A 21,409-nucleotide genomic window follows, 5' to 3' on the forward strand; every position below is an offset into this window, starting at 1 on the left:
CGGCCGGATCAGTGCTCCCGGAACTGCGGCCGGTCCGAACCGGGCCGCATATGCGCGTGCAGCGCGTTCTTGGCGATCTCCATCGTCGGGTAGCTGCCGAGGGCGTCTTCCGCCCCCGCCATCGTGACCGTGTAGGAATCGTCGGCCTTGCGGATCGTGCCGACGACGTTGCCCTCGCTCGCATACGCGACCCAGAGCGTGGATGCCGATGATGTGGTGCTCATGGTGGAACTCCTTCCGACACGCCTGACGCTACGCCCGTACGGGGTCGTGCACCAGAGCGGAGTCGAAAAAGCCGTGGTGCCCCCGACAGGATTCGAACCTGTGACCCGCGGATTAGAAGGCCGCCGCTCTATCCACTGAGCTACGGGGGCGTGCGTCCAGCGTAGCGCTCGGGTGCACCCGACCTCGGCGCCCTGGAACGTCGGGGCCGCTCGCTAGGATCGTGCGTATGGCAGGTGCAGCGGAGGCAGATCGACTCGTGTGGATCGACTGCGAGATGACCGGACTGGATCTCGCAGTCGATGAACTCGTGGAGATCGCGATCGTCGTCACCGACTTCGAGCTGAACATCCTCGATCCTGGGTTCCAGGTCGTCATCCGGCCCGACGACTCGGCCCTCGAGCACATGAACGCGTTCGTCAGGAACATGCACGCGAGCTCGGGACTGCTCGACGAGATCCCGCACGGTGTGAGTCTCGCCGACGCGGAATTCCAGTCACTGGAGTACATCCAGCGATTCGTGCCGGAGGGCAAAGCCCCGCTCGCGGGCAACACGATCGGCACCGACCGCATGTTCCTGGCGCGATTCATGCCCCGCGTCGACCGCTGGCTGCACTACCGCAACGTCGACGTCTCGAGCATCAAAGAACTCTCGCGCCGCTGGTACCCGCGCGCGTATTTCAACGCACCGTCGAAGGATGGTGGGCACCGTGCCCTCGCCGATATCCGCGAGTCGATCCGTGAGCTGGCCTACTACCGGCAAGCGGTCTTCGTCGCTGAGCCGGGGCCGACCACCGAGGCGGCACGCGAAGCGGCGGCCTCGGCTGTGTCGTCGTTCTCGTCAGAGCTGTAATACACTTGTGTGGTTGCCCAGTGATGGGCGCATGGTGGGTATAGCTCAGTCGGTAGAGCACCTGGTTGTGGTCCAGGGGGTCGCGGGTTCAAGTCCCGTTACTCACCCCATGTATTTCCTCGACGAGGCGTGGCGATGATCGAGATGGATGCGGATGCGTTCGAGTCGCTCGTCTCGGACGAACTCGACCAACTGCCGGACGAGATGATCGAGGGCCTCGACAACGTGATCTTCGTCGTCGAAGACCGCCCCGAGGACGGCAGTCTCGATCTGCTGGGGCTGTACGACGGGCTCGCGCTCACCGAGCGCGACCGGTACGGCCTCGGAGAACTGCCCGATCGCATCATCGTCTACCGCGAACCGCACCTCGACACGTGCGACGACGAAGCGGCGCTCCGCGATGAAGTGCACACGACGCTGGTGCATGAGATCGCGCACTTCTACGGCATCGATGACGCACGCCTGCACGAACTGGGCTGGGCATGAGCACCGCCCTCCCCCTCGAAGACCTCGACCTCGACGTGCGCGCCAGGACGGCCGGCCCCTGGCAGACCGTGGTCTGGAACGACCCGGTCAATCTCATGAGCTACGTCGCACACGTGTTCAGGACGTACTTCGGGTTCACGGCGGATCGGGCGCAGTCGCTCATGCTTCGCGTGCATCATGACGGTCACGCCGTCGTTGCGGAAGGCGCACGGGAGCAGATGGAACTGCACGTGCAGGCGATGCACGACTACGGACTCTGGGCGACGGTGAGAGAGGCTCCGAAATGACTGCGCAGACGATCGTGCTGGAACTCACCCGCATCGAGGCCGCCCACCTGGGTGACCTCGTCGCGCAATTCGGCGACCTGTTGGACGCGACCGCATCGCCCCAGGACGATCCGGCGGTGGCCAGACTCGTGCCCGCCGCGTATGAGGACGCGGCGTCGGCCGACGAATTCCGCCGACTCACGCAGGACGACCTGCTCGCCCGCCGCACCGCCGACGTGGCAGTGGTCCTTGATTCGCTGCGCGAAGAGGGCGTTCTGCCCGACCCGGCCGATCTCCCCGACGATGCGGCGACCTCCGCGCACGCCGTTGTCCTCTCCCCCGAATCCGCCCTCGCCTGGATGCGGACGCTGAGCGCGTTGCGGCTGGTCATCGCCACCCGGCTCGGCATCGTCGATGAGGACGAGCACGACCATGACGACCCGCGTTTCGGGGTATATGAATGGATCGGCTTCCGCCTGGAGGGGCTCGTGCAGGCGCTGGAGGCCTGAAAACCCGCAGGGCGTTCAGGGAACGTCGATGACGACCGACGCGAGATCGCGCGGCCGTTCCGCGTCCACATGCGCGTCCTCCTGACGCGCCCATCGCTCCCAGTGCGGGCGATACGCATCGCCGTCACGCCGAAGGGCGCGATCCCGACGCGAATCGGCAGGCGACTCGATCCAGACGCGCACCGACGAGCCGGGTGCGGTGCGACCGGTCAACGCGCCGGCCCCTTCGACGATCAGGCCGCGGTCGGGATCCACGTCGTGCGCCTCTGCGCGACGGTCAGCGGGCCAGTCCCACCGTCGCCACGTTGCCCGTCGCCCCTCTCGACGGGGCGTCAGGACGTGCGATTCCAGGTACTCGGAGCCTGCACGCAGGCCGTCCCACCCCGGGTAGATCGAATCGAGCGAGAGCACGTCGGCACCGGCCGGGAGCGGCCAGCGCGCGCGCAATGCGTTCGCGAGCGTGGTCTTTCCAGACCCCGAACGGCCATCGATGATGACGACCGGCGCGACGTCGGTCGACCGGGCGACCCTGTCGACGAGTTCCTCGAGCGCGATGCCGAGCGCCGCCGAGACGGGGTCAGCGCTTGAGGGCACGGATGATGCGACTGAGCATCCGGCCGGCGACCCACACGAAGGGGATGCCGACGGCCACGAGCGAGATGAGGTTCGGCTCGAAGCGCAGGTCGTCACCCTTGCGGATGTAGGCACCCACAGGAATTGCCGCGCCACCCCCGCCGCCACCGCTGCCGCTGGTGCCGTCTTCGCCGGCGCCGAAACCGGACCAGGACACCGCGACGGGGATCAACGTGACTCCCCCGACATCCTGCGGCTCTCCATAGACGCTCGTGACGCCGAACGACGCCGCCTGCTTGCCGAGATCGAGTGCGAGATTGGGCATGTGCCCACCGTACCCCGGACGCGAGTCCACTGCGAGGTCAGCCGGGGTCTCTCGGGTTCGTCGGCAACGCGCCGAGATCTCTGCGAGGCCCAAGCGTGCTCGCTCGCGTCACGGCCGCGCTGCCGAACCGCAGGTGTGCACCGTCGAGCGCCTCATCGATCCTGCGCCAGTCCGCATCGTCGTCCCACAGTGCGAGCGCCCCGCCGCCACGCGCGGCGAGCCGCTCGGCGCGGACACCGATCAGGCGCACCGGCAGCGTCCGCTCGACGCGGCCGTACAGGTCGATGGCGGCGACCCCGAGTCGGTGGCCGACGTCGGTCGGTTCTGCCAGCGTCTGCGATCGACTCAGTGTTGTGAAGTCGGACGTTCGCACCTTGATCGCGACGACCGAGGCTTCGACGCCTCCCGCGCGCAGTCTGCTCGCGACCCGGTCGGCGAGCCGGCGGAGTTCCGTGTGCAGGACCGCGTCGTCGTCGACGTCGTGGTGGAACGTCTCTTCGTGTCCGATGCTCTTCTCGATGCGCGCGGTCTCCACCTGTCTGGCATCGCGGCCGCGTGAGAGGTGCCAGATCCGCTCCCCCATCGCTGTGCCGAGCACCCGGTCCAACACGTCGCGCGGCGTTTCGAGCACGTCGGCGACCGTTCGGATACCGCGCGATTCGAGTGCCTCAGAGGCCTTCGGCCCGACACCCCACAGCGCGCGGACCGAACGTGCCGCCAGAAACGCCTGCGTGTCGTGCTCAGCCACGATCAGCAGGCCATCCGGCTTGGCGAGCGTCGATGCCATCTTCGCGACGTGCTTGGTGGCCGCGACCCCCACCGAGCACGTCAGCCCGGTCTGATCTGCGACCTTCTTGCGGACCATCTTCGCGATGTGCCCGGGCGACCCCCACAGGCGACCGGCGCCGGACACGTCGAGGAATGCTTCGTCGATCGACAGCGGCTCGACGAGCGGCGTGATCTCACGGAAGACGTCCATGACGCGGCGGGAGAGCTCGACGTACCGTTCGAAGGCAGGAGCGACGACGACCGCGCTCGGACACAACCGGAGTGCCTGCCCGACGGGCATCGCGGCGCGCACACCGAACCGTCGCGCCTCGTAGGACGCGCTCGAGACCACGGAGCGCGCGTCGGGTGCGCCGATGATGATGGGTTTGCCCGCGAGCGAGGGATCATCCAGCACGGCGACCGACGCGTAGAACGCGTCCATGTCCACGTGGAGGATGCGTGTGCCGCTGTCGTCAGCGCCGTCGGCCGAGACAATGCGTCCCGTCCCGTCACCGCGTCCCATGCATCCATTGTCGGTGAAGCCACCGACATCGCGCAGTCGCGCTCAGGCGGAGAGGTCTTCGAGCTCGACGCGCGGTCCTGTGAAGAACGGCACCTCTTCGCGCACATGGCGGCGGGCGCCGGTCGCGCGCAGATCGCGCATCAGATCGACGATGCGCACCAGTTCGTCGGCTTCGAAGGCCAGCAGCCACTCGTAGTCGCCGAGGGCGAACGACGCCACGGTGTTGGCGAGCACATCACGGTAGTCACGTGCCGCCGCACCGTGCTCGCGGAGCAGTTCGCCCCGCTCCTCATCGGAGAGCAGGTACCACTCGTAGCTGCGGACGAAGGGGTAGACGCAGATGTAGCCCTTCGGCTCGTCACCGGCGAGGAAAGCCGGCACGTGTCCGCGGTTGAATTCCGCCGGGCGGTGCACTCCGACGTTCGACCACACCGGTGCGACTCCCGGATCGGATGCGAGCAGTCGATACGCCGCCTGCAGCGTCTCGGTGTCGGGCGCCCACCACCAGACCATGAAGTCGGCATCGGCTCGGAAGCCGGCGACGTCGTACCATCCGCGGATCGTGAGCCCGTCGAGTCCCGCGAACCCCGCACGGAGCGTGTCGGCGTCTGTGGGAGCGCCTTGGAAGACCGCGTACATCGTGTATGCGATCGACGCGTTGACGGAATCGGCGATCGCACTGTGGTCGACGGGCGGATGCTGCTCGCTCATGTTGTCCTCTCGGTCGGGCGAAGCGTCAAGACGCGGCGGCGCGCTCGAGCACGAGCTCGCGCACGCGGGCGGCGTCGGCCTGCCCGCGCATGGCCTTCATGACGGCGCCGATGACGGCGCCAGCCGCCTGCACCTTGCCGTCGCGGATCTTCTCGAGCACGTCCGGTTGCGCCGAAAGCGCCTCGTCGATCGCCGCGATGAGGGCACCGTCGTCAGAGACGACCGCGAGGCCGCGCGCGTCGACGATCTGCTGCGGCGAGCCCTCGCCTGCGATCATGCCTTCGAGCACCTGGCGGGCGAGCTTGTCGGTGAGGGTGCCCGCGTCGACGAGCTGCTGCAGTTCGGCGACGGCGGCCGGTTCGACGAGTGCGGCAGGCTCGGTGCCCTGGGCGTTCGCGACTCGGGTGAGCTCACCGGTCCACCACTTGCGCGCCGAGGCGGGGGAGGCACCGGCCGCGATGGTCGCCTCGACCTCGGCCAGCAGCCCACCGTTGACGACGTCCTGGAACTCGAGGTCGGTGAACCCCCACTCCACCTTGAGTCGCCGACGGTGCGCGGCGGGCGGCTCGGGAAGCGTGCCGCGCAGCTGCTCGACGAGCTCGTCCGCCGGTGCGACCGGAAGCAGATCGGGCTCGGGGAAGTAGCGGTAGTCGTCGGCATCGGACTTCGGACGGCCCGGCGACGTGGTGCCGGTGTCCTCGTGCCAGTGACGCGTCTCCTGCGTGATGGTCCCGCCGTCTGCGAGGATCGCGGCCTGCCGCTGGATCTCGTACCGCACGGCGCGCTCGACCGAACGCATCGAGTTCACGTTCTTCGTCTCGGTGCGGGTGCCGAGCTTCTCCTGCCCCCGGGGACGCAGGGAGACGTTCGCGTCGCAGCGGAGATTGCCGCGCTCCATGCGGGCCTCCGAAATGCCGAGGGCGCGCACGATGTCACGGATCGTCGCGATGTAGGCCTTCGCGATCTCGGGCGCGCGGTGTTCGGCGCCGAAGATGGGCTTCGTGACGATCTCCACGAGGGGCACTCCGGCACGGTTGTAATCGACGAGGGAATACTCCGCACCCTGGATGCGGCCGGTCGAGCCGCCCATGTGGGTGAGCTTGCCGGCATCCTCCTCCATGTGCGCGCGCTCGATCGGGATCGTGACGAGGTCGCCGCCGTCGAGTTCGATCTCGACCGACCCCTCGAACGCGATCGGCTCGTCGTACTGCGAGATCTGATAGTTCTTCCCGAGGTCGGGATAGAAGTAGTTCTTCCGCGCGAAGCGGCTCGACGGCGCGATCGAGCAGCCGAGCGCGAGCCCCAGGCGGATCGAGGAGCGCACGGCTTCTTCGTTGACCACCGGGAGCGAACCGGGCAGTCCCATGTCGACCGGCGCGACCAGGGTGTTCGGAGCGGCGCCGTGGTGCTTCTCGTTGGCCGGGTTGCCCGCCGCCGAGAACATCTTCGTCTCCGTGTTCAGTTCGACGTGGATCTCGAACCCGAGCACCGGCTCGAAACGCTCGAGCGCCTCGTCGAAGTCCATCAATGCGACCTTGGCCATCAGCGGTCCCCTCCCAACAGCGGTGCACGGTCCAGCAGCGGCCCGCCCCAACGATCGATCAGCAGCGCCTCGAGCGCGGCGCCCACGCGGTACAGGCGGGCATCCTCTCGGGCAGGGGCCAGAAACTGGATGCCGACGGGCAGACCGTCGTCGTCGCTGAGCCCCGACGGGACCGAGATGCCCGGCACGCCGGCGAGGTTTGCAGGGATCGTCGTGACGTCGTTGAGGTACATCTGCAGGGGGTCGTCGATCTTCTCCCCCAGTCGGAACGCGGTCGTCGGCGCCGACGGTGTCGCGATGACGTCGACCGATGCGAACGCGTTCGCGAAGTCCTGCTGGATGAGCGTGCGCACCTTCTGAGCCGACCCGTAATAGGCGTCGTAGTAGCCCGCCGACAGGGCGTACGTGCCCAGGATGATGCGGCGCTTGACCTCGTCACCGAAGCCGGCGTCCCGGGTGGCGGCCATGACGTCTTCGACCGTGCCGCCGGGCACGTCGACGCGCAGCCCGAATCGCACGGAGTCGAACTTGGCCAGGTTGCTGGAGGCCTCGGCCGGGAGGATCAGGTAGTACGCCGCGACGCCGTATTCGAAGTGCGGAGCGCTGATGTCCACGATCTCGGCGCCGTGCGCCTGCAGCAGGTCGAGCGCTGCGCGGAACGAGGCCGACACACCCGGCTGGAAGCCGCTGTCGGGAAGCTCGGAGATGACGCCGACGCGCAGCCCCTTGAGCACGTCGCCGCGGGCGCCGTCCCGTGCGGCATCCGCGAACGACGGCCAGTCGCCCTCGAGCGAGGTCGCGTCGTGCGGGTCGTGTCCGCCGATGACGTCGTGCAGCAGCGCGGAGTCGAGCACCGTGCGGGTGACGGGGCCGACCTGGTCGAGGCTGGATGCCAGTGCGATCGCGCCGTACCGGCTGACGCCGCCGTACGTGGGCTTCATGCCGACCGTGCCGGTCACGTGCGCGGGCTGGCGGATCGAGCCGCCCGTGTCGGAGCCGAGCGCCAATGGCGCCTCGAACGCCGCCACCGCCGCAGCGGAGCCGCCGCCGGAGCCGCCGGGGATGCGGTCGAGGTCCCACGGGTTGCGCGTGGGTCCGTACGCGGAATGCTCGGTGGACGAACCCATCGCGAACTCGTCCATGTTCGTCTTGCCGAGCGGAACGAGCCCGGCCGCGCGCGAACGCGCCACGACCGTCGCGTCGTAGGGCGACATGTAGCCCTCGAGGATCTTCGAGCCGCTCGTCGACGGCATGTCGGTCGTGACCAGCACGTCCTTGATCGCCAGCGGCACACCCGCCAATTCGCCCAGCTGCTCTCCGGCTGCACGGCGGCGATCGATGTCTGCCGCGACCTCCAGGGCGTGGTCGCTGACGTGCAGGAACGCATGCACGTCGCCGTCGACGGCGGCGATGCGATAGAGGTGCGCCTGCGTGGCCTCGACGCTGCTCAGCTCGCCTGCGCGCAGTGCCGCCGCGAGATCCGATGCACTGCTGCGAATGATGTCGCTCACTGCTCCTCCCCCAGGATCGCGGTGACGCGGAACCGGCCGTCTGCGGCATCCGGCGCGTTCTGCAGCACCTCGTCGACCGTGAGCATGTCGCCCACGACGTCCTCGCGGAACACGTTCTGCATCGGGATCGGGTGGCTCGTGGCCGCGACATCCGGCGTCGCCACCTCGGAGACCTTCGCGATGTTGTCGACGATCACGCCGAGCTGATCGGTCAGACGCGTGACCTCCTCATCGCTCAGCTGAATCCGGGCGAGCACACCGAGATGGCGTACGAGATCAGGGGTGATTTCAGACACGCCTTCCAGTCTAGGTGCGCCGTCGGAGCCGCTCCGCCCCGGGCGTAGGCTGTTTCGGTGACCAGCTTCGTTCCGCCCCGTCCCTGGACCGCCAGCTACGCGCCGGGAGTACCGGAAGAGCTCGGGCGCATCGACGGCAACCTGCTCGACCTCGTCACCGCGTCGGCGCGGGATTTCCCCGCCGCACCCGCGCTCGAATTCTTCGGTCGCGAGACGTCGTACCGCGAACTCGCCGATGCGATCGCGCACGTAGCGGGCGGTCTGTACCGTGCGGGCGTTCGCGCTGGTGATCCGGTCGCGATCGTGCTGCCGAACTGCCCGCAGCACATCGTCGCCTTCTATGCCGTGCTGCGACTGGGCGCGGTCGTCGTCGAACACAACCCGCTGTACACGCCCGATGAATTCGCGAAACAGTTCAGCGACCATCGAGCGCGGACGGCGATCGTGTGGAACAACGTCGTGGAACCGATTCAAGGACTCCCCGAATCGCTGCGGGTGCAGACGCTCATCTCGGTCGACATCGTGCACAGCCTTCCGCGGCGTATGCAGTTCACGCTGCGGCTGCCCATTCGGAAAGCCCGCGAGGGGCGTGCCGCGCTCACCTGCGCGGTGAGCGGCACGGTGCGGTGGGAGGAACTCCTGCACGGCGAACGCGTGTCAGCCCTCCTGCCGCAACCGCAGACGGACGACCTCGCCGTGATCCAGTACACCAGCGGGACGACCGGCACCCCCAAAGGGGCGATGCTCACCCACCGCAACCTGCTCGCGAACGCGCGTCAGGCTCAGGTATGGACCCCGGAGGTCAAGCGGGGCGAGGGCTGCGTCGTGTTCGCGGTGCTGCCGATGTTCCACGCCTACGGACTGACCCTGTGTCTCACCTTCGCGATGTCGCTCGGTGCGCGTCTCGTGCTGTTCCCCCGGTTCGACCCGGCGATGGTGCTCGCCGCGACGCGCAGGCATCCCGCGACGATCCTGCCGGTCGTGCCGCCGATCGCGGCGCGGCTGCTCGAGGAATCGGAGCGCAGCGGCGTGTCGCTGAAGGGTACGCGCATCGCCGTCTCGGGCGCGATGGCACTGCCGCACGAACTGGTGGTGCCGTTCGAAGCCGCCAGTGGCGGGTATCTGGTGGAGGGCTACGGACTGTCCGAGTGCTCCCCTGTGCTCATGGTGAATCCCGTTGCAGAAGGACGCGTGCCCGGCACGGTCGGCCTCCCCCTGCCGGACACCGAGTGCCGTGTCGTCGACCCGGACGATCCCGCTATCGATGTCGCGCCCGGTGACCGCGGCGAACTCCTCGTCCGCGGGCCGCAGGTGTTCTCTGGCTACTACGGTCGTCCGGACGAGACGGCAGCGGTGTTCGTCGACGACTGGTTCCGCACCGGCGACATCGTCACGATCGACGAGCGCGGATTCGTGCGCATCGTCGACCGCATCAAAGAGCTCATCATCACCGGCGGCTTCAATGTCGCCCCCACCGAGGTCGAGCACGCGCTGAGGCAGCACCCACAGGTCGAGGATGTCGCCGTCGTCGGACTCCCGAGTGACCACTCCGGCGAGGATGTCGTCGCAGCGATCGTCCTGGCGGATGGTGTGAGCGAGATCGATACCGAGGCGCTGCGGACGTTCTGTCGTGACCACCTCACGCCCTACAAGGTGCCGCGCAGGATCATCGTCATCGACGAACTGCCGCGCAATCTCATCGGGAAGGTGCTGCGGCGCCAGGTCAAGGAGCGCCTGCTCACCGAGGAGGACTGAGCGCCGCTCCCCCTCCGGCTCAGGCGTCGAGCGCGGCGGGCCCCTGCGTCACGAGGATCGCGAACTGCGCGGCGTCGATGATCCGGACTCCGAGTTGCTCGGCTTTCGCGAGCTTCGAGCCGGCGCCGGGTCCGGCCGCGACGAAGTCGGTCTTCTTCGAAACGCTCGAGGCGGCCTTGCCGCCTGCCGCGAGGATCGCTTCCTGTGCACCCTCGCGGGTGAACCCTTCGAGGGTGCCCGTCGCGACCACGGTGACGCCTTCGAGCACGCCCCCGACGACAGCGGCAGCACCCGGCCCCGCGTGGCCCGGGATCTCGAGACGAGCACCCGCCGCCTGCCAGCGGTCGACGATCTCTCGATGCCAATCCACGGTGAACCAGTCGATCAGCGAATCGGCGATGATGCCGCCGACACCGTCGACGGCGGCGAGCTCGTCCCGCGCGGCTGCGCGGATCGCGGCGATCGATCCGAACCACCCCGCGAGCGCCCGGGCTGCGACAGGCCCGACGTGACGGATGTTCAATGCGACGAGGAAGCGCCAGAGGTCCTTCGTCTTCGCCTTCTCGAGTTCGTCGATGAGCGTGAGCGCCTGCGCCGATGGCTGCGGCGCCGTGATCCCGTCCTTCTTCTCCGCCGACGAGGCGTTCCGACGAAAGGGCGCACGCGTTTTCACGACGCCCTGCTCGTCCTCCTTCGGCAGCCCCGTCTCCGCGTCGCGGACGATCACCTCGATCGGCACGAGTTGATCGACGGTGAGTTCGAACAGGCCCGCTTCGGTCGCGAGCGGGGGCAGCGCCGGGTGGGAGGGTTGGGTGAGGGCAGCTGCAGTGACCTCGCCGAGCGCTTCGATGTCGAGCGCTCCGCGCGAGCCGATGTGCTCGACACGACCCCGAACCTGCGCCGGACAGGTTCGCGTGTTCGGGCAGCGGAGGTCGACGTCGCCCTCCTTGGCCGGCGCGAGCGTCGCGCCGCAGTCCGGACACGCGGTCGGCATGACGAAGGCGCGCTCGGTCCCGTCGCGCAGTTCGACGACCGGTCCGAGCACTTCAGGGATGACGTCGCCCGCCTTGCGCAAGACGATCGTGTCGCCGATGAGCACGCCCTTGGCTTTGACGACATCCTGATTGTGCAGGGTCGCCTGCCGGACGACGCTGCCCGCGACACGTGCCGGCGCCATCACGGCGAACGGTGTCGCCCGGCCGGTGCGGCCGACCGAGACCACGATGTCGAGCAGTTTCGTGTTCACCTGCTCCGGCGGGTACTTGTATGCAATGGCCCAGCGCGGCGCGCGGCTGGTCGCGCCGAGCTCGTCGTGCAGTTCGAGCTCGTCGACTTTCACGACGACGCCGTCGATCTCATGTTCGACATCGTGTCGGTGCGCGCCGTAGTACTCGACGAACTCCCGGACGCCGTCGACATCGTCAGCGGTGCGGAAGGTCGGACTCGTCGGCAGCCCCCACTCGGCCAGGACGCCGTAGACCTCGCTCTGCGAGGCGACGGGCGGGTCGGGCCACGCGCCGATGCCGTGCACGAAGAGACGGAGGGAGTCCAGGCGCGCCTGACCGGCTTCGCGCTCGAGTCCCTGCTTCTTGTCGAGCTGCTGGCGCAGCCCTCCGGAGGCCGCGTTGCGCGGGTTGGCGAACGCGGGAAACCGTCGGGCAGCGCTGCGCTCGGCCTTCTCAGCTTCGATGCCGCGGTCGAGGGCTTCGGTCGACACCCGCTCGCGCATCCGCGCCTGCAGTGCGTTGAGTTCGTCGAACGCGGCGACGGGGATGAACACTTCGCCGCGCACTTCTACAAGCGCCGGGTGGCCGGTTCCGCTCAGTCGCTGCGGGATGCCGGCGACGCGCAGGGCGTTGACCGTGACATCTTCACCGGTTCGCCCATCACCGCGCGTGGCGGCAGAGGTGAGCACCCCGTGCTCGTAACGCAGGCTGATGGCGAGCCCGTCGATCTTCAACTCGGTGAGCCACCGCACCGGGCGCCCGGCTGCGTTCCGCGTCTTCTCGCACCATTCGGCGAGTTCGTCTGCACTGAAGACATTGTCGAGACTCAGCATGCGCTCGGCGTGCTCGACGGGGGCGAACATCGTCGATTCGGCGGCCCCGACCGTCTGCGTGGGCGAGTCCTGCCCCGACAGTTCGGGGTAGGCACGCTCGAGTGCTTCGAGCCGATGCATCCACCCGTCGTACGTCGTGTCGTCGACCACTTCCGCGTCGCGGCCGTAGTAGGCCTCGCGCGCACCGAGGATCCGTTCGGTCAGCTCGGCAGCTTCATCACGGGCCTCGGCGAGTGTGGCGGGCGCATCCAGCTCGGTGTCGGTCACTCGGCCAGTGTAGGACGGGCCTGCGACATCAGACCGGTACAGCCGAGCGGGTGCGGTCGACCGTGAACTGGCCGATGACCCGGGTCCCGTCGTACAGCACGGCGGTCTGTCCCGGAGCGACGCCGTCGAACGGCTCGTCGGGTCGAACCGTGATCCCACGATCGTCGAGCACGGCCACAGCGGGTACCGGCTCGGCGTGGGCACGGATCTGCACATGGCACGTGAATGCATCGCCGCCGGGTGCGCGGCCCGCCCACGAGTACCGCTCCCCCGCGATCTCGGCCGTTGCGAGCGCCTCTTTGGGGCCGACGACGACGGTGTTGCTGACAGGGCGCACCTCGAGCACGAAGCGCGGCTTGCCGTCGGCCGCGGGAACGCCCAACTGCAGACCGCGGCGTTGCCCCACGGTGAACGCGTGCGCGCCCTCGTGCGACCCGACGACAGCGCCGTCGCGATCGAGGATCTCACCGCGTTCCGCGCCGACCTTCTCAGCGAGCCAGCCGCGGGTGTCGCCGTCGGGGATGAAGCAGATGTCGTGGCTGTCGGGCTTCTGCGCGACCGTCAGCCCACGCTGTGCAGCCTCGGCGCGCACGACCGCCTTCGACGGCGTCGAGCCGAGCGGAAAGTAGGTGTGCGCGAGCTGCTCGGCGGTGAGCACCCCCAGCACGTACGACTGGTCTTTGGCTTCGTCGCTGGCGCGGTGCAGCTCTCGCCCCGCAACGCCGTCGACGAGCGTGGCGTAGTGCCCCGTGCACACCGCGTCGAAGCCCAGTTCGAGCGCGCGTTCGAGGAGCGCCGCGAACTTGATCTTCTCGTTGCAGCGCATGCATGGGTTCGGCGTACGGCCCGCGCGGTACTCGGCGACGAAATCGTCGATGACGTCGTCGCGGAACCGCTCGGAGAAGTCCCACACGTAGAACGGGATGCCGAGCAGATCCGCCGCCCGCCGGGCATCCATCGCATCTTCGATGGTGCAGCACCCGCGGCTGCCCGTGCGAAGCGTGCCGCCGGCGCGAGAGAGCGCGAGGTGGACGCCGACGACGTCATGCCCGGCTTCGACGGCTCGGGCGGCCGCGACGGCTGAATCGACGCCGCCGCTCATCGCTGCCAGAATCCGCATGGGTCCAGTCTACGAGCGCTGACCTGAACGGGCGCGGGATGCTCGGCGGTAGGCGTCGGGCAACGCCGAGACGACCGCGTCGACGTCCGCTGCCGTCGTCGTTCGACCCAGAGTGAGGCGCAGCACCGACCGGGCCGCGCGCTCATCCCTCCCCATCGCCATCACGACATGCGAGGGCTCTGTGACGCCGGCCTGGCAGGCGGCGCCCGTTGCGACCGAGATGCCCGCCTGGTCGAGCAGGAACAGCATCGTCTCGCCGTCCGCACCCGGCAGCAGCAGGTGCAGATTGCCGGACAGTCTGTGGTCGGGGTCGCCGAGCATCTCGATGCCGGGCGCTGCGGTATGGATGCCGGCCCACAGAAGGTCGCGCAGACCCGCCACGCGCCGTTCTTCGTCGGCGCGTCCCGAGAGCGTCGCCGTCAGCGCGGCCGCCATGGCCGCCGCGCCGGCCACATCCTGTGTCCCGGAGCGGATCCCCCGTTGCTGACCGCCGCCATGGACCAGCGGGGAGAGCGCGGCATGGCGCGAGACGACGAGCGCCCCCGTGCCAACCGGTGCGCCCAGCTTGTGTCCCGACACGCTCATCGCCAGCAGGCCGGTCCCGGGCGCGGCGTCGCCACGGAGGCGTGCGAATGACAGGGCGACGTGGCCGACCGCGCCGACCGCGTCGAGGTGCAACGCGGTTCCGGATGCCGCGGCGGCGGCGGCGAGGGAGTCGACATCCTGGATCGTGCCGACCTCGTTGTTCGCGACGAGCGCGGTCGCGACGGCGGCGCCGCTGAGCGCGGCGGTCCATGCCGATGCGTCGATCCGACCTGTCGAATCGATCGGAACGCCGCGTACGGCAGCTCCTTCGGTCGCTGCCAACCACGCGACGGCCTCCATCGTCGCGTGGTGCTCACCGTCGGGCAGGACGATCGCATCACCCGTGTTACGCGCCCACCACAGACCCTTCAACGCGAGGTTGATCGATTCCGTGCCCCCCGATGTCAGCACGATCTCGATCGGGTCGCAGCCCAACCCCTCGGCGATGGCTTCGCGGGCCTCCTCGAGCAGGCGGCGCGCGCGTTGCCCCGCGCCGTGCACCGACGACGCGTTGCCGAGGTCTTCTGCCGTCGCCAGCCAGGCATCCCGCGCTTCGGGTCGCAGCGGTGTGGTCGCCGCGTGATCGAGGTATGCCGACACCGCCGCCTCCCGTCGCCTGCCACCGGTTCGTCGCAACTACTGTAGATCGCATGTCGCTGCCCACCGGCGCTCCCGTCGCCGTCCCCGGCCTGCACGATCCGGCCCTGGACCGTCTCGGCGTGACGCTGCATGCAGACGGCGGCACGCTGCGGGTCTGGTCGGCGCACGCGACGAGCATGGAACTCGTCCTGTTCGACACGACCGACCTCGACTGGGCGGTCGAGACGCTGCCGCTCACGGACGTCGGCGGGGGCGTCTGGCAGGTCGACACCCCCGCGCTCGCACCCGGCGTGCGGTACGCGGTCCGAGCGGACGGACCGCACGGACAGGGTCACGCGTTCAATCCGCAGACCCTGCTCATCGAACCGTATTCCCGGGGTCTCGTCTCGGGCGGGTACGAGGACTGGCGCTCGGTCGTCATCGACGACACCTACGACTGGCAGGGCGTCGGCAAGCCCGACACGCCCTGGGATCGCACCGTCATCTACGAAGCGCACGTGAAGGGGCTCACGAAGCGGCATCCCGGCATCCCGCCCGCGTTGCACGGCACGTATGCCGGGCTCGGACACCCCGCGATGATCGAGCACCTCGTGGGGCTCGGCGTCACCGCCGTCGAACTGCTTCCCGTGCACGCGTTCGCCACCGAGCCGCGCCTGCTGAACCTCGGGCTCAGCAACTACTGGGGGTACAACAGCCTCAACTTCTTCACGCCGCACTCGCCGTATGCGACGGCGGACAGTCGCATGGCCGGCCCCGACGCGATCGTGCGCGAGTTCAAGGACATGGTCCGTGCCTTGCATGAGGCCGGGCTCGAAGTGCTGCTGGACGTCGTCTACAACCACACCGCTGAGGAGGGCTTCGGTGGTCCTCGCACGAGCCTGCGCGGTCTCGACAACCGCTCGTACTACCGCCAGGAATCCAGCGGCGCCTACATCGATGTGACCGGATGCGGCAACTCCGTCGACACATCCACGCCTGCCGCATCGCGCCTCGTCCTGGACTCGCTGCGGTACTGGGCCAACGAGATGCAGATCGACGGCTTCCGGTTCGATCTCGCCGTCACCCTCGGTCGCGACCACGGGCACGAATTCGACGCCGAGCACCCGTTGCTGCGCGCGATCGCGGAGGACCCGGATCTCGCGTCGGTCAAGAAGATCGCGGAGCCGTGGGACGTCGGCATGGGCGGCTGGCAGACCGGCGGGTTCGGACCGGGCTGGGCCGAGTGGAACGACCGCTACCGCGATCGGGTCCGCAACTTCTGGCTCAGCGACGTCGACTACGCACGACGCGCGTCGACGTCGCCGGTCGGCGTCGGGGGGTTCGCAACCCGCCTCGCCGGATCGTCGAACACCTTCAGTCGCGAACGTGGTCCGCTCGCCGGCATCAACTTCGTGACAGCCCACGACGGGTTCACGCTGCGCGACCTCGTCTCGTACGACGTCAAGCACAACCTCGGCAACGGCGAGCACAACCGAGACGGCGCCGACACGAACAGATCCTTCAACCATGGCGCCGAGGGGCCCACCGACGACGAGACGATCCTCGCGACGCGGCGGAAGGCCATGCGCAACCTCCTCGGGACGCTTCTGCTGTCTGCGGGCGTGCCCATGCTGACGGCGGGCGACGAATTCGCTCGGACACAACGCGGCAACAACAATGCGTACTGCCATGACTCCGCGCTCACGTGGATGTCGTGGGAGCCCGCCGAGTGGCAGGAGGACCTTCACGCGCACGTGCGGCGTCTGATCGCCCTCCGCCGCGAGAACCCCGCGCTGCGCCCCGTGCACTTCGCGCACGAGGAACAGGTCGTCCCCAACGCGTCGGTCATCGACTGGTACGACGAGCACGGTGAGCAGATGTCGATCGAGCGCTGGACCGATCCGTCCCACCGCACGCTCCAGTACGACGCGCGCTCCACACCCGAACGTGAACATGCCAACCGGATCCTGCTGATCGTGCACGGGAACGAACGGCCGATCGATGTCACCTTGCCGGCGCTCGAGGGTGTGACCGGGTATCTCGATCTGTGGTCGAGCCTGGACGAGCGCCCCTCCACCACTGCGCATCGGCGGACGCCGGGAGAGACACTGACGCTGCCCGGGACTGCGATGCGACTGTTCCGCGTCGTGTAATCGGCCGCGCGCCGGTGTCGCCGTGGCGGCTTCAACGGTAAGTTCGGAACGTGGCTACCAGGACTCGCATCGCTGTCGATCCCACCGTCCGAAGCACGGCGCAGATCCCGCTCAGACCGGCGCACGCCTGGAGCGGCGTGAACGACACCGTCGCCGGCCGCATCCCACTCGTGCACCCGCGTCCTACGGCACCCGGTGGCGCGTATGCAGCGTCCGCGTTCGTGGGCGAGGCGGTGACGTTCGAAGTCGTGGCATTCCGCGAGGGACACGACCGCATCGGTGTCCACGTCCGACTGTTCGCGCCTGACGGCACCGAATCCCTCCACCGGTTGACGGCGGTCGGAGACGGCTACGACCGGTGGCGCGTGGTCGTCGCGCCGCTCGTACAGGGCCGGTGGCGCTTTCGGTTCGAGGCGTTCGGCGACGACTTCGCCACATGGGAGCACGCCGCAGACCTGAAGATCGCGGCGGGTGTGGATGCCCCGCTCATGCGGGAGATGGGCGCGCGCCTGTTCGAGCATGGGGCGACAGAGAAGGATCGGCCCGCAGACGAGCGCCAGACGCTGACGGCCTCGGCGGCCGCACTGCGGGACGCGTCGGTCGACGACGCGCAGGCGCTCGTCGTCGTGCGCGACCCGCTGATTGCCGAACGGTTCGCGCAGCGCCCGCTCGCCTCCCTCGTCACGATCGGCGACGAGCACGAGTTGCTCGTCGAACGCGAGCGCGCCGGGGTCGGGGCCTGGTACGAGTTCTTCCCCCGCTCGGAGGGCGCCCGCAGGCTGAAGGACGGCACGGTGAAGAGCGGAACGTTCCGCACCGCCATCAAGCGCCTCCCGGGCGTCGCCGCGATGGGCTTCGACGTGCTGTACCTGCCGCCGATCCATCCGATCGGCGAACGCAACCGCAAGGGCCCGAACAACACATTGGATGCCGGCCCGGGCGACCCAGGGTCGCCGTGGGCGATCGGCTCGGCGGCAGGCGGCCACGACACCGTCCACCCCGACCTCGGCACGCTCGCCGACTTCCGGGCATTCGTCCGCGCCGCTCGAGAGAACGGACTCGAGGTCGCGCTCGACCTCGCGCTGCAGGCGGCGCCGGACCATCCCTGGGTCGCCGCGCACCCCGAATGGTTCACGACGCTCCCGGACGGCTCGATCGCCTACGCCGAGAACCCGCCGAAGAAGTACCAGGACATCTACCCGGTCAATTTCGACAACGACCCCGCCGGGATCCGAGCAGAGGTCCTGCGCATCGTCCGCCACTGGATCGCGCAGGGCGTGAAGATCTTCCGCGTCGACAACCCGCACACCAAGCCGCTGCAGTTCTGGGAATGGCTGATCTCGACCGTGAATGCGGAAGACCCCGACGTCATCTTCCTCGCGGAGGCGTTCACACGCCCGGCGCCGCTGCAGGGGCTCGCGATGGCCGGTTTCCAGCAGAGCTACTCGTACTTCACGTGGCGCAACACCAAGGCCGAACTCGAGGAGTTCCTCACCTCGATCTCCAGCGAGACCGCCGACTTCATGCGGCCGAACCTCTTCGTGAACACGCCAGACATCCTCACCGAGTATCTCCAGTACGGTGGGCGACCGGCGTACAAGGTTCGCGCGGCGATCGCGGCGACCGCCGGTGCGAGTTACGGCGTCTACGCCGGGTACGAGCTCTTCGAGAACGTCGCCCGCCCCGGCTCGGAAGAGAACATCGACAACGAGAAGTACGAGTACAAACTCCGCGATTGGGCACGTGCCGAAGCCTCCGGCGACTCGCTCGCGCCCTATCTCACCCGCCTGAACCACATCCGCGACGCGCACCCCGCGCTGCGCCAGCTGCGCGGACTGCGGGTGCATTACAGTGACGACGACGCGATCCTCGTGTACAGCAAGCACCTGCCGGCGGCCGTCTCCCCCGATGGTCGCAGCGACACGGTCATCGTCGTCGCCAATGTCGATCCGCATTCGGCTCGCCAGACGATGGTCCATCTCGACACGGCCGCCTTCGGCATCCGCCCGGGCGCAGAATTCGAGGTCGAAGATCTCATCACCGGGGCCGTGTGGACCTGGAACGAGCACAATTTCGTCCGACTCGATGCCTTCCACGAGCCGGTACACGTCCTGCACGTGAGGAGCCCCCGATGACCGCCGTCGACGCCCGCACCCTCGACACCGTCGCCACCGGGTCGTACTACGCACCCCACGATGTGCTCGGCCCGCATGCCGACGGAGAAGGGTGGGTGATCCGCGCACGTCGCCCGCTCGCAGCAACGGTCACGGCAGCGCTCGCCGACGGATCGAGCGTCGAGCTGTCCCATGTTCGCGCGGGCGTGTGGGAGGGGCGCATGTCGTCCCGGCCCGATGCCTACGAACTCGTCACGACGTACGAGCAGGCGCCCACCTGGACTGCCGATGACCCCTACCGACACCTTCCCACCGTCGGTGAGATCGATCTGCACCTGATCCGTGAGGGCCGTCATGAGGAGCTGTGGCGGGTGCTCGGTGCCCGGCTCCACGATTTCGGCACGGTGTCTGGGGTGTCATTCGCCGTCTGGGCGCCGAACGCGCGTGCCGTGCGTGTCGTCGGCGACTTCAACGACTGGGACGGCCAGGGCCACGCGATGCGTTCCATGGGCTCTTCGGGGGTCTGGGAGCTGTTCGTGCCCGGGCTCGGCGTCGGAACCCGATACAAGTTCGAGTTGCTCACGCCGGACGGCGGCTGGGTCACCAAGGCCGACCCGATGGCGCGTTTTGCGGAGGTGCCGCCGGCGACGGCCTCGGTGGTCACCGACAGCGCGTACGAGTGGCAGGACGAGGACTGGATCGCCGCGCGTGGGCGCACGTCGCCGCACGACAGCCCGATGTCGGTCTACGAACTCCATTTCGGGTCGTGGCGCCCGGGGCTCGGATATCGCGACGGCGCCGACCAGCTCATCGAGTACGTCCAGCAGCAAGGGTTCACGCACGTCGAGTTCCTGCCGCTCGCAGAGCACCCGTTCGGTGGATCGTGGGGGTACCAGGTCACCGGCTATTACGCACCGACGAGCCGCTTCGGCGACCCCGATGATCTTCGGTATCTGATCGACCGGCTCCATCAGGCGGGTATCGGCGTGATCATGGACTGGGTGCCCGGTCACTTCCCCAAGGATGACTTCGCCCTCGCCCGCTTCGACGGCCGGGCACTGTATGAGCACGCCGACCCACGGCGGGGCGAGCACAAGGACTGGGGCACGTTCATCTTCGACTACGGCCGCAGCGAGGTGCGCAACTTCCTCGTCGCCAACGCGCTCTACTGGTTCGAGGAGTTCCATGTCGACGGCCTGCGCGTCGATGCCGTGGCATCCATGCTGTACCTCGACTACTCGCGCGAGGCAGGCGAGTGGGAGCCGAACGTGCACGGCGGCCGCGAGAACCTCGAAGCCATCGGCTTTCTGCAGGAGGTCAACGCCACCGTGTACAAGAAGCACGCGGGCGTCGCGATGATCGCCGAGGAATCCACCAGCTATCCCGGCGTCACCCAGCCCACCTCAGGCGGCGGACTCGGGTTCGGCTTCAAGTGGAACATGGGCTGGATGAACGACTCGCTCGAGTACATCAAGCGCGATCCGATGTACCGCTCGCATCACGAGGGCGAGCTTTCGTTCTCCTTCGTCTACGCGTTCAGCGAGAACTTCGTGCTGCCCATCAGCCACGACGAGGTCGTGCACGGCAAGGGCACGCTGTTCACGCGCATGCCCGGCGATCACTGGCAGAAGCTCGCCAACATGCGCGCGTTCCTCGCCTACATGTGGGGTCACCCCGGCAAGCAACTCCTGTTCATGGGCCAGGAGTTCGGCCAGATGGCCGAGTGGTCGGAGTCGCGCGCGCTCGACTGGTGGATGCTCGATCAGCCGCCGCACCGCCAACTGCACGAGTTCGTCGCGACGCTCAACCGCGTCTACCGCGATCACGCGCCGCTGTGGGCGCGCGACAGCGACAGCGAGGCGTTCACGCGGTTGGGTGGCCCGGACTGGAACCCGAACGTGCAGGCGTTCGCGCGTCGAGACCACCACGGCAACACGGTCGCCGTGATCTGCAACTTCTCAGGTGTGCCGATCCACGACTACGCGCTCGATCTTCCCGAAGAGGGTGCTTGGAGCGAGCTGTTGAACTCGGATGCCGCGGAATACGGCGGATCCGGCGTCGGCAACTTCGGCACCGTGACGGCGGGCGCAGGCGGTCGCGCCACGATGGTGCTGCCGCCCCTCGGCGTGCTCTGGCTCGGGCATCGAGCGTGACGTCTGACGGGTCGGGTTTCGATACACCGCCGCTTCCG

General features: G+C 68.5%; 19 protein-coding genes and 2 tRNA genes. 9 read left to right on the forward strand and 12 right to left on the reverse strand.

What is annotated here, in order from left to right; translation table 11 throughout:
* Positions 1 to 8: 8 nt before the first annotated feature.
* Together AC3ENX_RS12445 and AC3ENX_RS12450 are read right to left on the reverse strand one after the other, a co-directional pair.
* Positions 9 to 224, reverse strand: a complete 216-nt coding sequence (locus AC3ENX_RS12445; protein WP_434812194.1) for a methyltransferase — start codon at positions 222 to 224, stop codon at positions 9 to 11.
* A gap of 74 nt (positions 225 to 298) precedes the next feature.
* A tRNA-Arg gene (locus AC3ENX_RS12450) sits at positions 299 to 374 on the reverse strand.
* 77 nt (positions 375 to 451) lie between these two features.
* On the opposite strand from AC3ENX_RS12450, the gene orn reads away from it, so the two are divergent.
* The 5 genes from orn (at position 452) to AC3ENX_RS12475 (ending at position 2,336) form a co-directional block, all read left to right on the forward strand.
* On the forward strand, positions 452 to 1,075 hold the full coding sequence (orn, locus tag AC3ENX_RS12455; RefSeq protein WP_434812195.1) for an oligoribonuclease: 624 nt from the start codon (positions 452 to 454) through the stop codon (positions 1,073 to 1,075).
* A 34-nt stretch (positions 1,076 to 1,109) separates the two neighbouring features.
* A tRNA-His gene (locus tag AC3ENX_RS12460) sits at positions 1,110 to 1,185 on the forward strand.
* A gap of 25 nt (positions 1,186 to 1,210) precedes the next feature.
* Positions 1,211 to 1,561 carry a metallopeptidase family protein gene (locus AC3ENX_RS12465; RefSeq protein ID WP_434812196.1) on the forward strand — a complete coding sequence of 117 codons (351 nt, stop codon included), beginning with the start codon at positions 1,211 to 1,213 and terminating at the stop codon, positions 1,559 to 1,561.
* A complete protein-coding gene (gene clpS / locus AC3ENX_RS12470) occupies positions 1,558 to 1,848 on the forward strand; it encodes an ATP-dependent Clp protease adapter ClpS (protein WP_434812197.1) in 291 nt (96 codons plus the stop codon). Before AC3ENX_RS12465 ends, clpS begins: the two co-directional genes overlap by 4 nt.
* Positions 1,845 to 2,336: a DUF2017 family protein gene (locus AC3ENX_RS12475; RefSeq protein ID WP_434812198.1), complete on the forward strand. Its 492-nt coding sequence runs from the start codon at positions 1,845 to 1,847 to the stop codon at positions 2,334 to 2,336. Before clpS ends, AC3ENX_RS12475 begins: the two co-directional genes overlap by 4 nt.
* A 15-nt stretch (positions 2,337 to 2,351) precedes the next feature.
* On the opposite strand, the gene AC3ENX_RS12480 is transcribed toward AC3ENX_RS12475, so the two are convergent.
* From AC3ENX_RS12480 to gatC, 7 genes are read right to left on the reverse strand one after another with little or no spacing between them, the layout of a single operon-like run.
* Entirely contained in the window at positions 2,352 to 2,930 is a 579-nt protein-coding gene (locus AC3ENX_RS12480; RefSeq protein WP_434812199.1) for a nucleoside/nucleotide kinase family protein, read from the reverse strand.
* Positions 2,914 to 3,234, reverse strand: coding sequence for a hypothetical protein (locus tag AC3ENX_RS12485; RefSeq protein WP_434812200.1), 321 nt, complete (start codon positions 3,232 to 3,234; stop codon positions 2,914 to 2,916). Before AC3ENX_RS12485 ends, AC3ENX_RS12480 begins: the two co-directional genes overlap by 17 nt.
* 37 nt (positions 3,235 to 3,271) lie before the next feature.
* On the reverse strand, positions 3,272 to 4,525 hold the full coding sequence (gene dinB / locus AC3ENX_RS12490) for a DNA polymerase IV (protein WP_434812201.1): 1,254 nt from the start codon (positions 4,523 to 4,525) through the stop codon (positions 3,272 to 3,274).
* Between the two features lie 42 nt (positions 4,526 to 4,567).
* Positions 4,568 to 5,236, reverse strand: a complete 669-nt coding sequence (gene hemQ, locus AC3ENX_RS12495) for a hydrogen peroxide-dependent heme synthase (protein ID WP_434812202.1) — start codon at positions 5,234 to 5,236, stop codon at positions 4,568 to 4,570.
* A gap of 25 nt (positions 5,237 to 5,261) precedes the next feature.
* A complete protein-coding gene (gene gatB, locus AC3ENX_RS12500) occupies positions 5,262 to 6,779 on the reverse strand; it encodes an Asp-tRNA(Asn)/Glu-tRNA(Gln) amidotransferase subunit GatB (RefSeq protein ID WP_434812203.1) in 1,518 nt (505 codons plus the stop codon).
* On the reverse strand, positions 6,779 to 8,290 hold the full coding sequence (gene gatA / locus AC3ENX_RS12505; RefSeq protein ID WP_434812204.1) for an Asp-tRNA(Asn)/Glu-tRNA(Gln) amidotransferase subunit GatA: 1,512 nt from the start codon (positions 8,288 to 8,290) through the stop codon (positions 6,779 to 6,781). Before gatA ends, gatB begins: the two co-directional genes overlap by 1 nt.
* The gene (gatC, locus tag AC3ENX_RS12510; RefSeq protein WP_434812205.1) at positions 8,287 to 8,586 is read right to left on the reverse strand and encodes an Asp-tRNA(Asn)/Glu-tRNA(Gln) amidotransferase subunit GatC; all 300 of its coding nucleotides are present in this window, start codon (positions 8,584 to 8,586) and stop codon (positions 8,287 to 8,289) included. Before gatC ends, gatA begins: the two co-directional genes overlap by 4 nt.
* A 57-nt stretch (positions 8,587 to 8,643) precedes the next feature.
* On the opposite strand from gatC, the gene AC3ENX_RS12515 reads away from it, so the two are divergent.
* Positions 8,644 to 10,341, forward strand: coding sequence for a long-chain-fatty-acid--CoA ligase (locus AC3ENX_RS12515; RefSeq protein WP_434812206.1), 1,698 nt, complete (start codon positions 8,644 to 8,646; stop codon positions 10,339 to 10,341).
* A 19-nt stretch (positions 10,342 to 10,360) separates the two neighbouring features.
* Here the strand turns inward: AC3ENX_RS12515 and ligA are convergent, their stop codons facing one another.
* Genes ligA through AC3ENX_RS12530 form a run of 3 tightly spaced genes read right to left on the reverse strand, consistent with a single transcriptional unit; the run spans position 10,361 to position 14,972 of the window.
* Positions 10,361 to 12,667 (reverse strand): NAD-dependent DNA ligase LigA, encoded by a 2,307-nt coding sequence (gene ligA / locus AC3ENX_RS12520; protein WP_434812207.1) that lies wholly within the window; start codon positions 12,665 to 12,667, stop codon positions 10,361 to 10,363.
* Between the two features lie 28 nt (positions 12,668 to 12,695).
* Positions 12,696 to 13,787 carry a tRNA 2-thiouridine(34) synthase MnmA gene (gene mnmA / locus AC3ENX_RS12525; RefSeq protein WP_434812208.1) on the reverse strand — a complete coding sequence of 364 codons (1,092 nt, stop codon included), beginning with the start codon at positions 13,785 to 13,787 and terminating at the stop codon, positions 12,696 to 12,698.
* 9 nt (positions 13,788 to 13,796) lie between these two features.
* Positions 13,797 to 14,972: a cysteine desulfurase family protein gene (locus AC3ENX_RS12530; RefSeq protein ID WP_434812209.1), complete on the reverse strand. Its 1,176-nt coding sequence runs from the start codon at positions 14,970 to 14,972 to the stop codon at positions 13,797 to 13,799.
* Positions 14,973 to 15,022: 50 nt separating this feature from the next.
* Here AC3ENX_RS12530 and glgX point away from each other — a divergent pair, with 50 nt between their 5' ends.
* From glgX to glgB, 3 genes are read left to right on the forward strand one after another with little or no spacing between them, the layout of a single operon-like run.
* A complete protein-coding gene (gene glgX, locus AC3ENX_RS12535; protein WP_434812210.1) occupies positions 15,023 to 17,104 on the forward strand; it encodes a glycogen debranching protein GlgX in 2,082 nt (693 codons plus the stop codon).
* Positions 17,105 to 17,154: 50 nt separating this feature from the next.
* Positions 17,155 to 19,239 carry an alpha-1,4-glucan--maltose-1-phosphate maltosyltransferase gene (locus AC3ENX_RS12540; protein WP_434812211.1) on the forward strand — a complete coding sequence of 695 codons (2,085 nt, stop codon included), beginning with the start codon at positions 17,155 to 17,157 and terminating at the stop codon, positions 19,237 to 19,239.
* Complete coding sequence (gene glgB / locus AC3ENX_RS12545) at positions 19,236 to 21,371, forward strand: 1,4-alpha-glucan branching protein GlgB (protein ID WP_434812212.1); 2,136 nt, start codon at positions 19,236 to 19,238, stop codon at positions 21,369 to 21,371. Before AC3ENX_RS12540 ends, glgB begins: the two co-directional genes overlap by 4 nt.
* The last annotated feature ends 38 nt before the right edge of the window (positions 21,372 to 21,409 follow it).

It is taken from the genome of Microbacterium sp. bgisy189 (assembly GCF_057707225.1).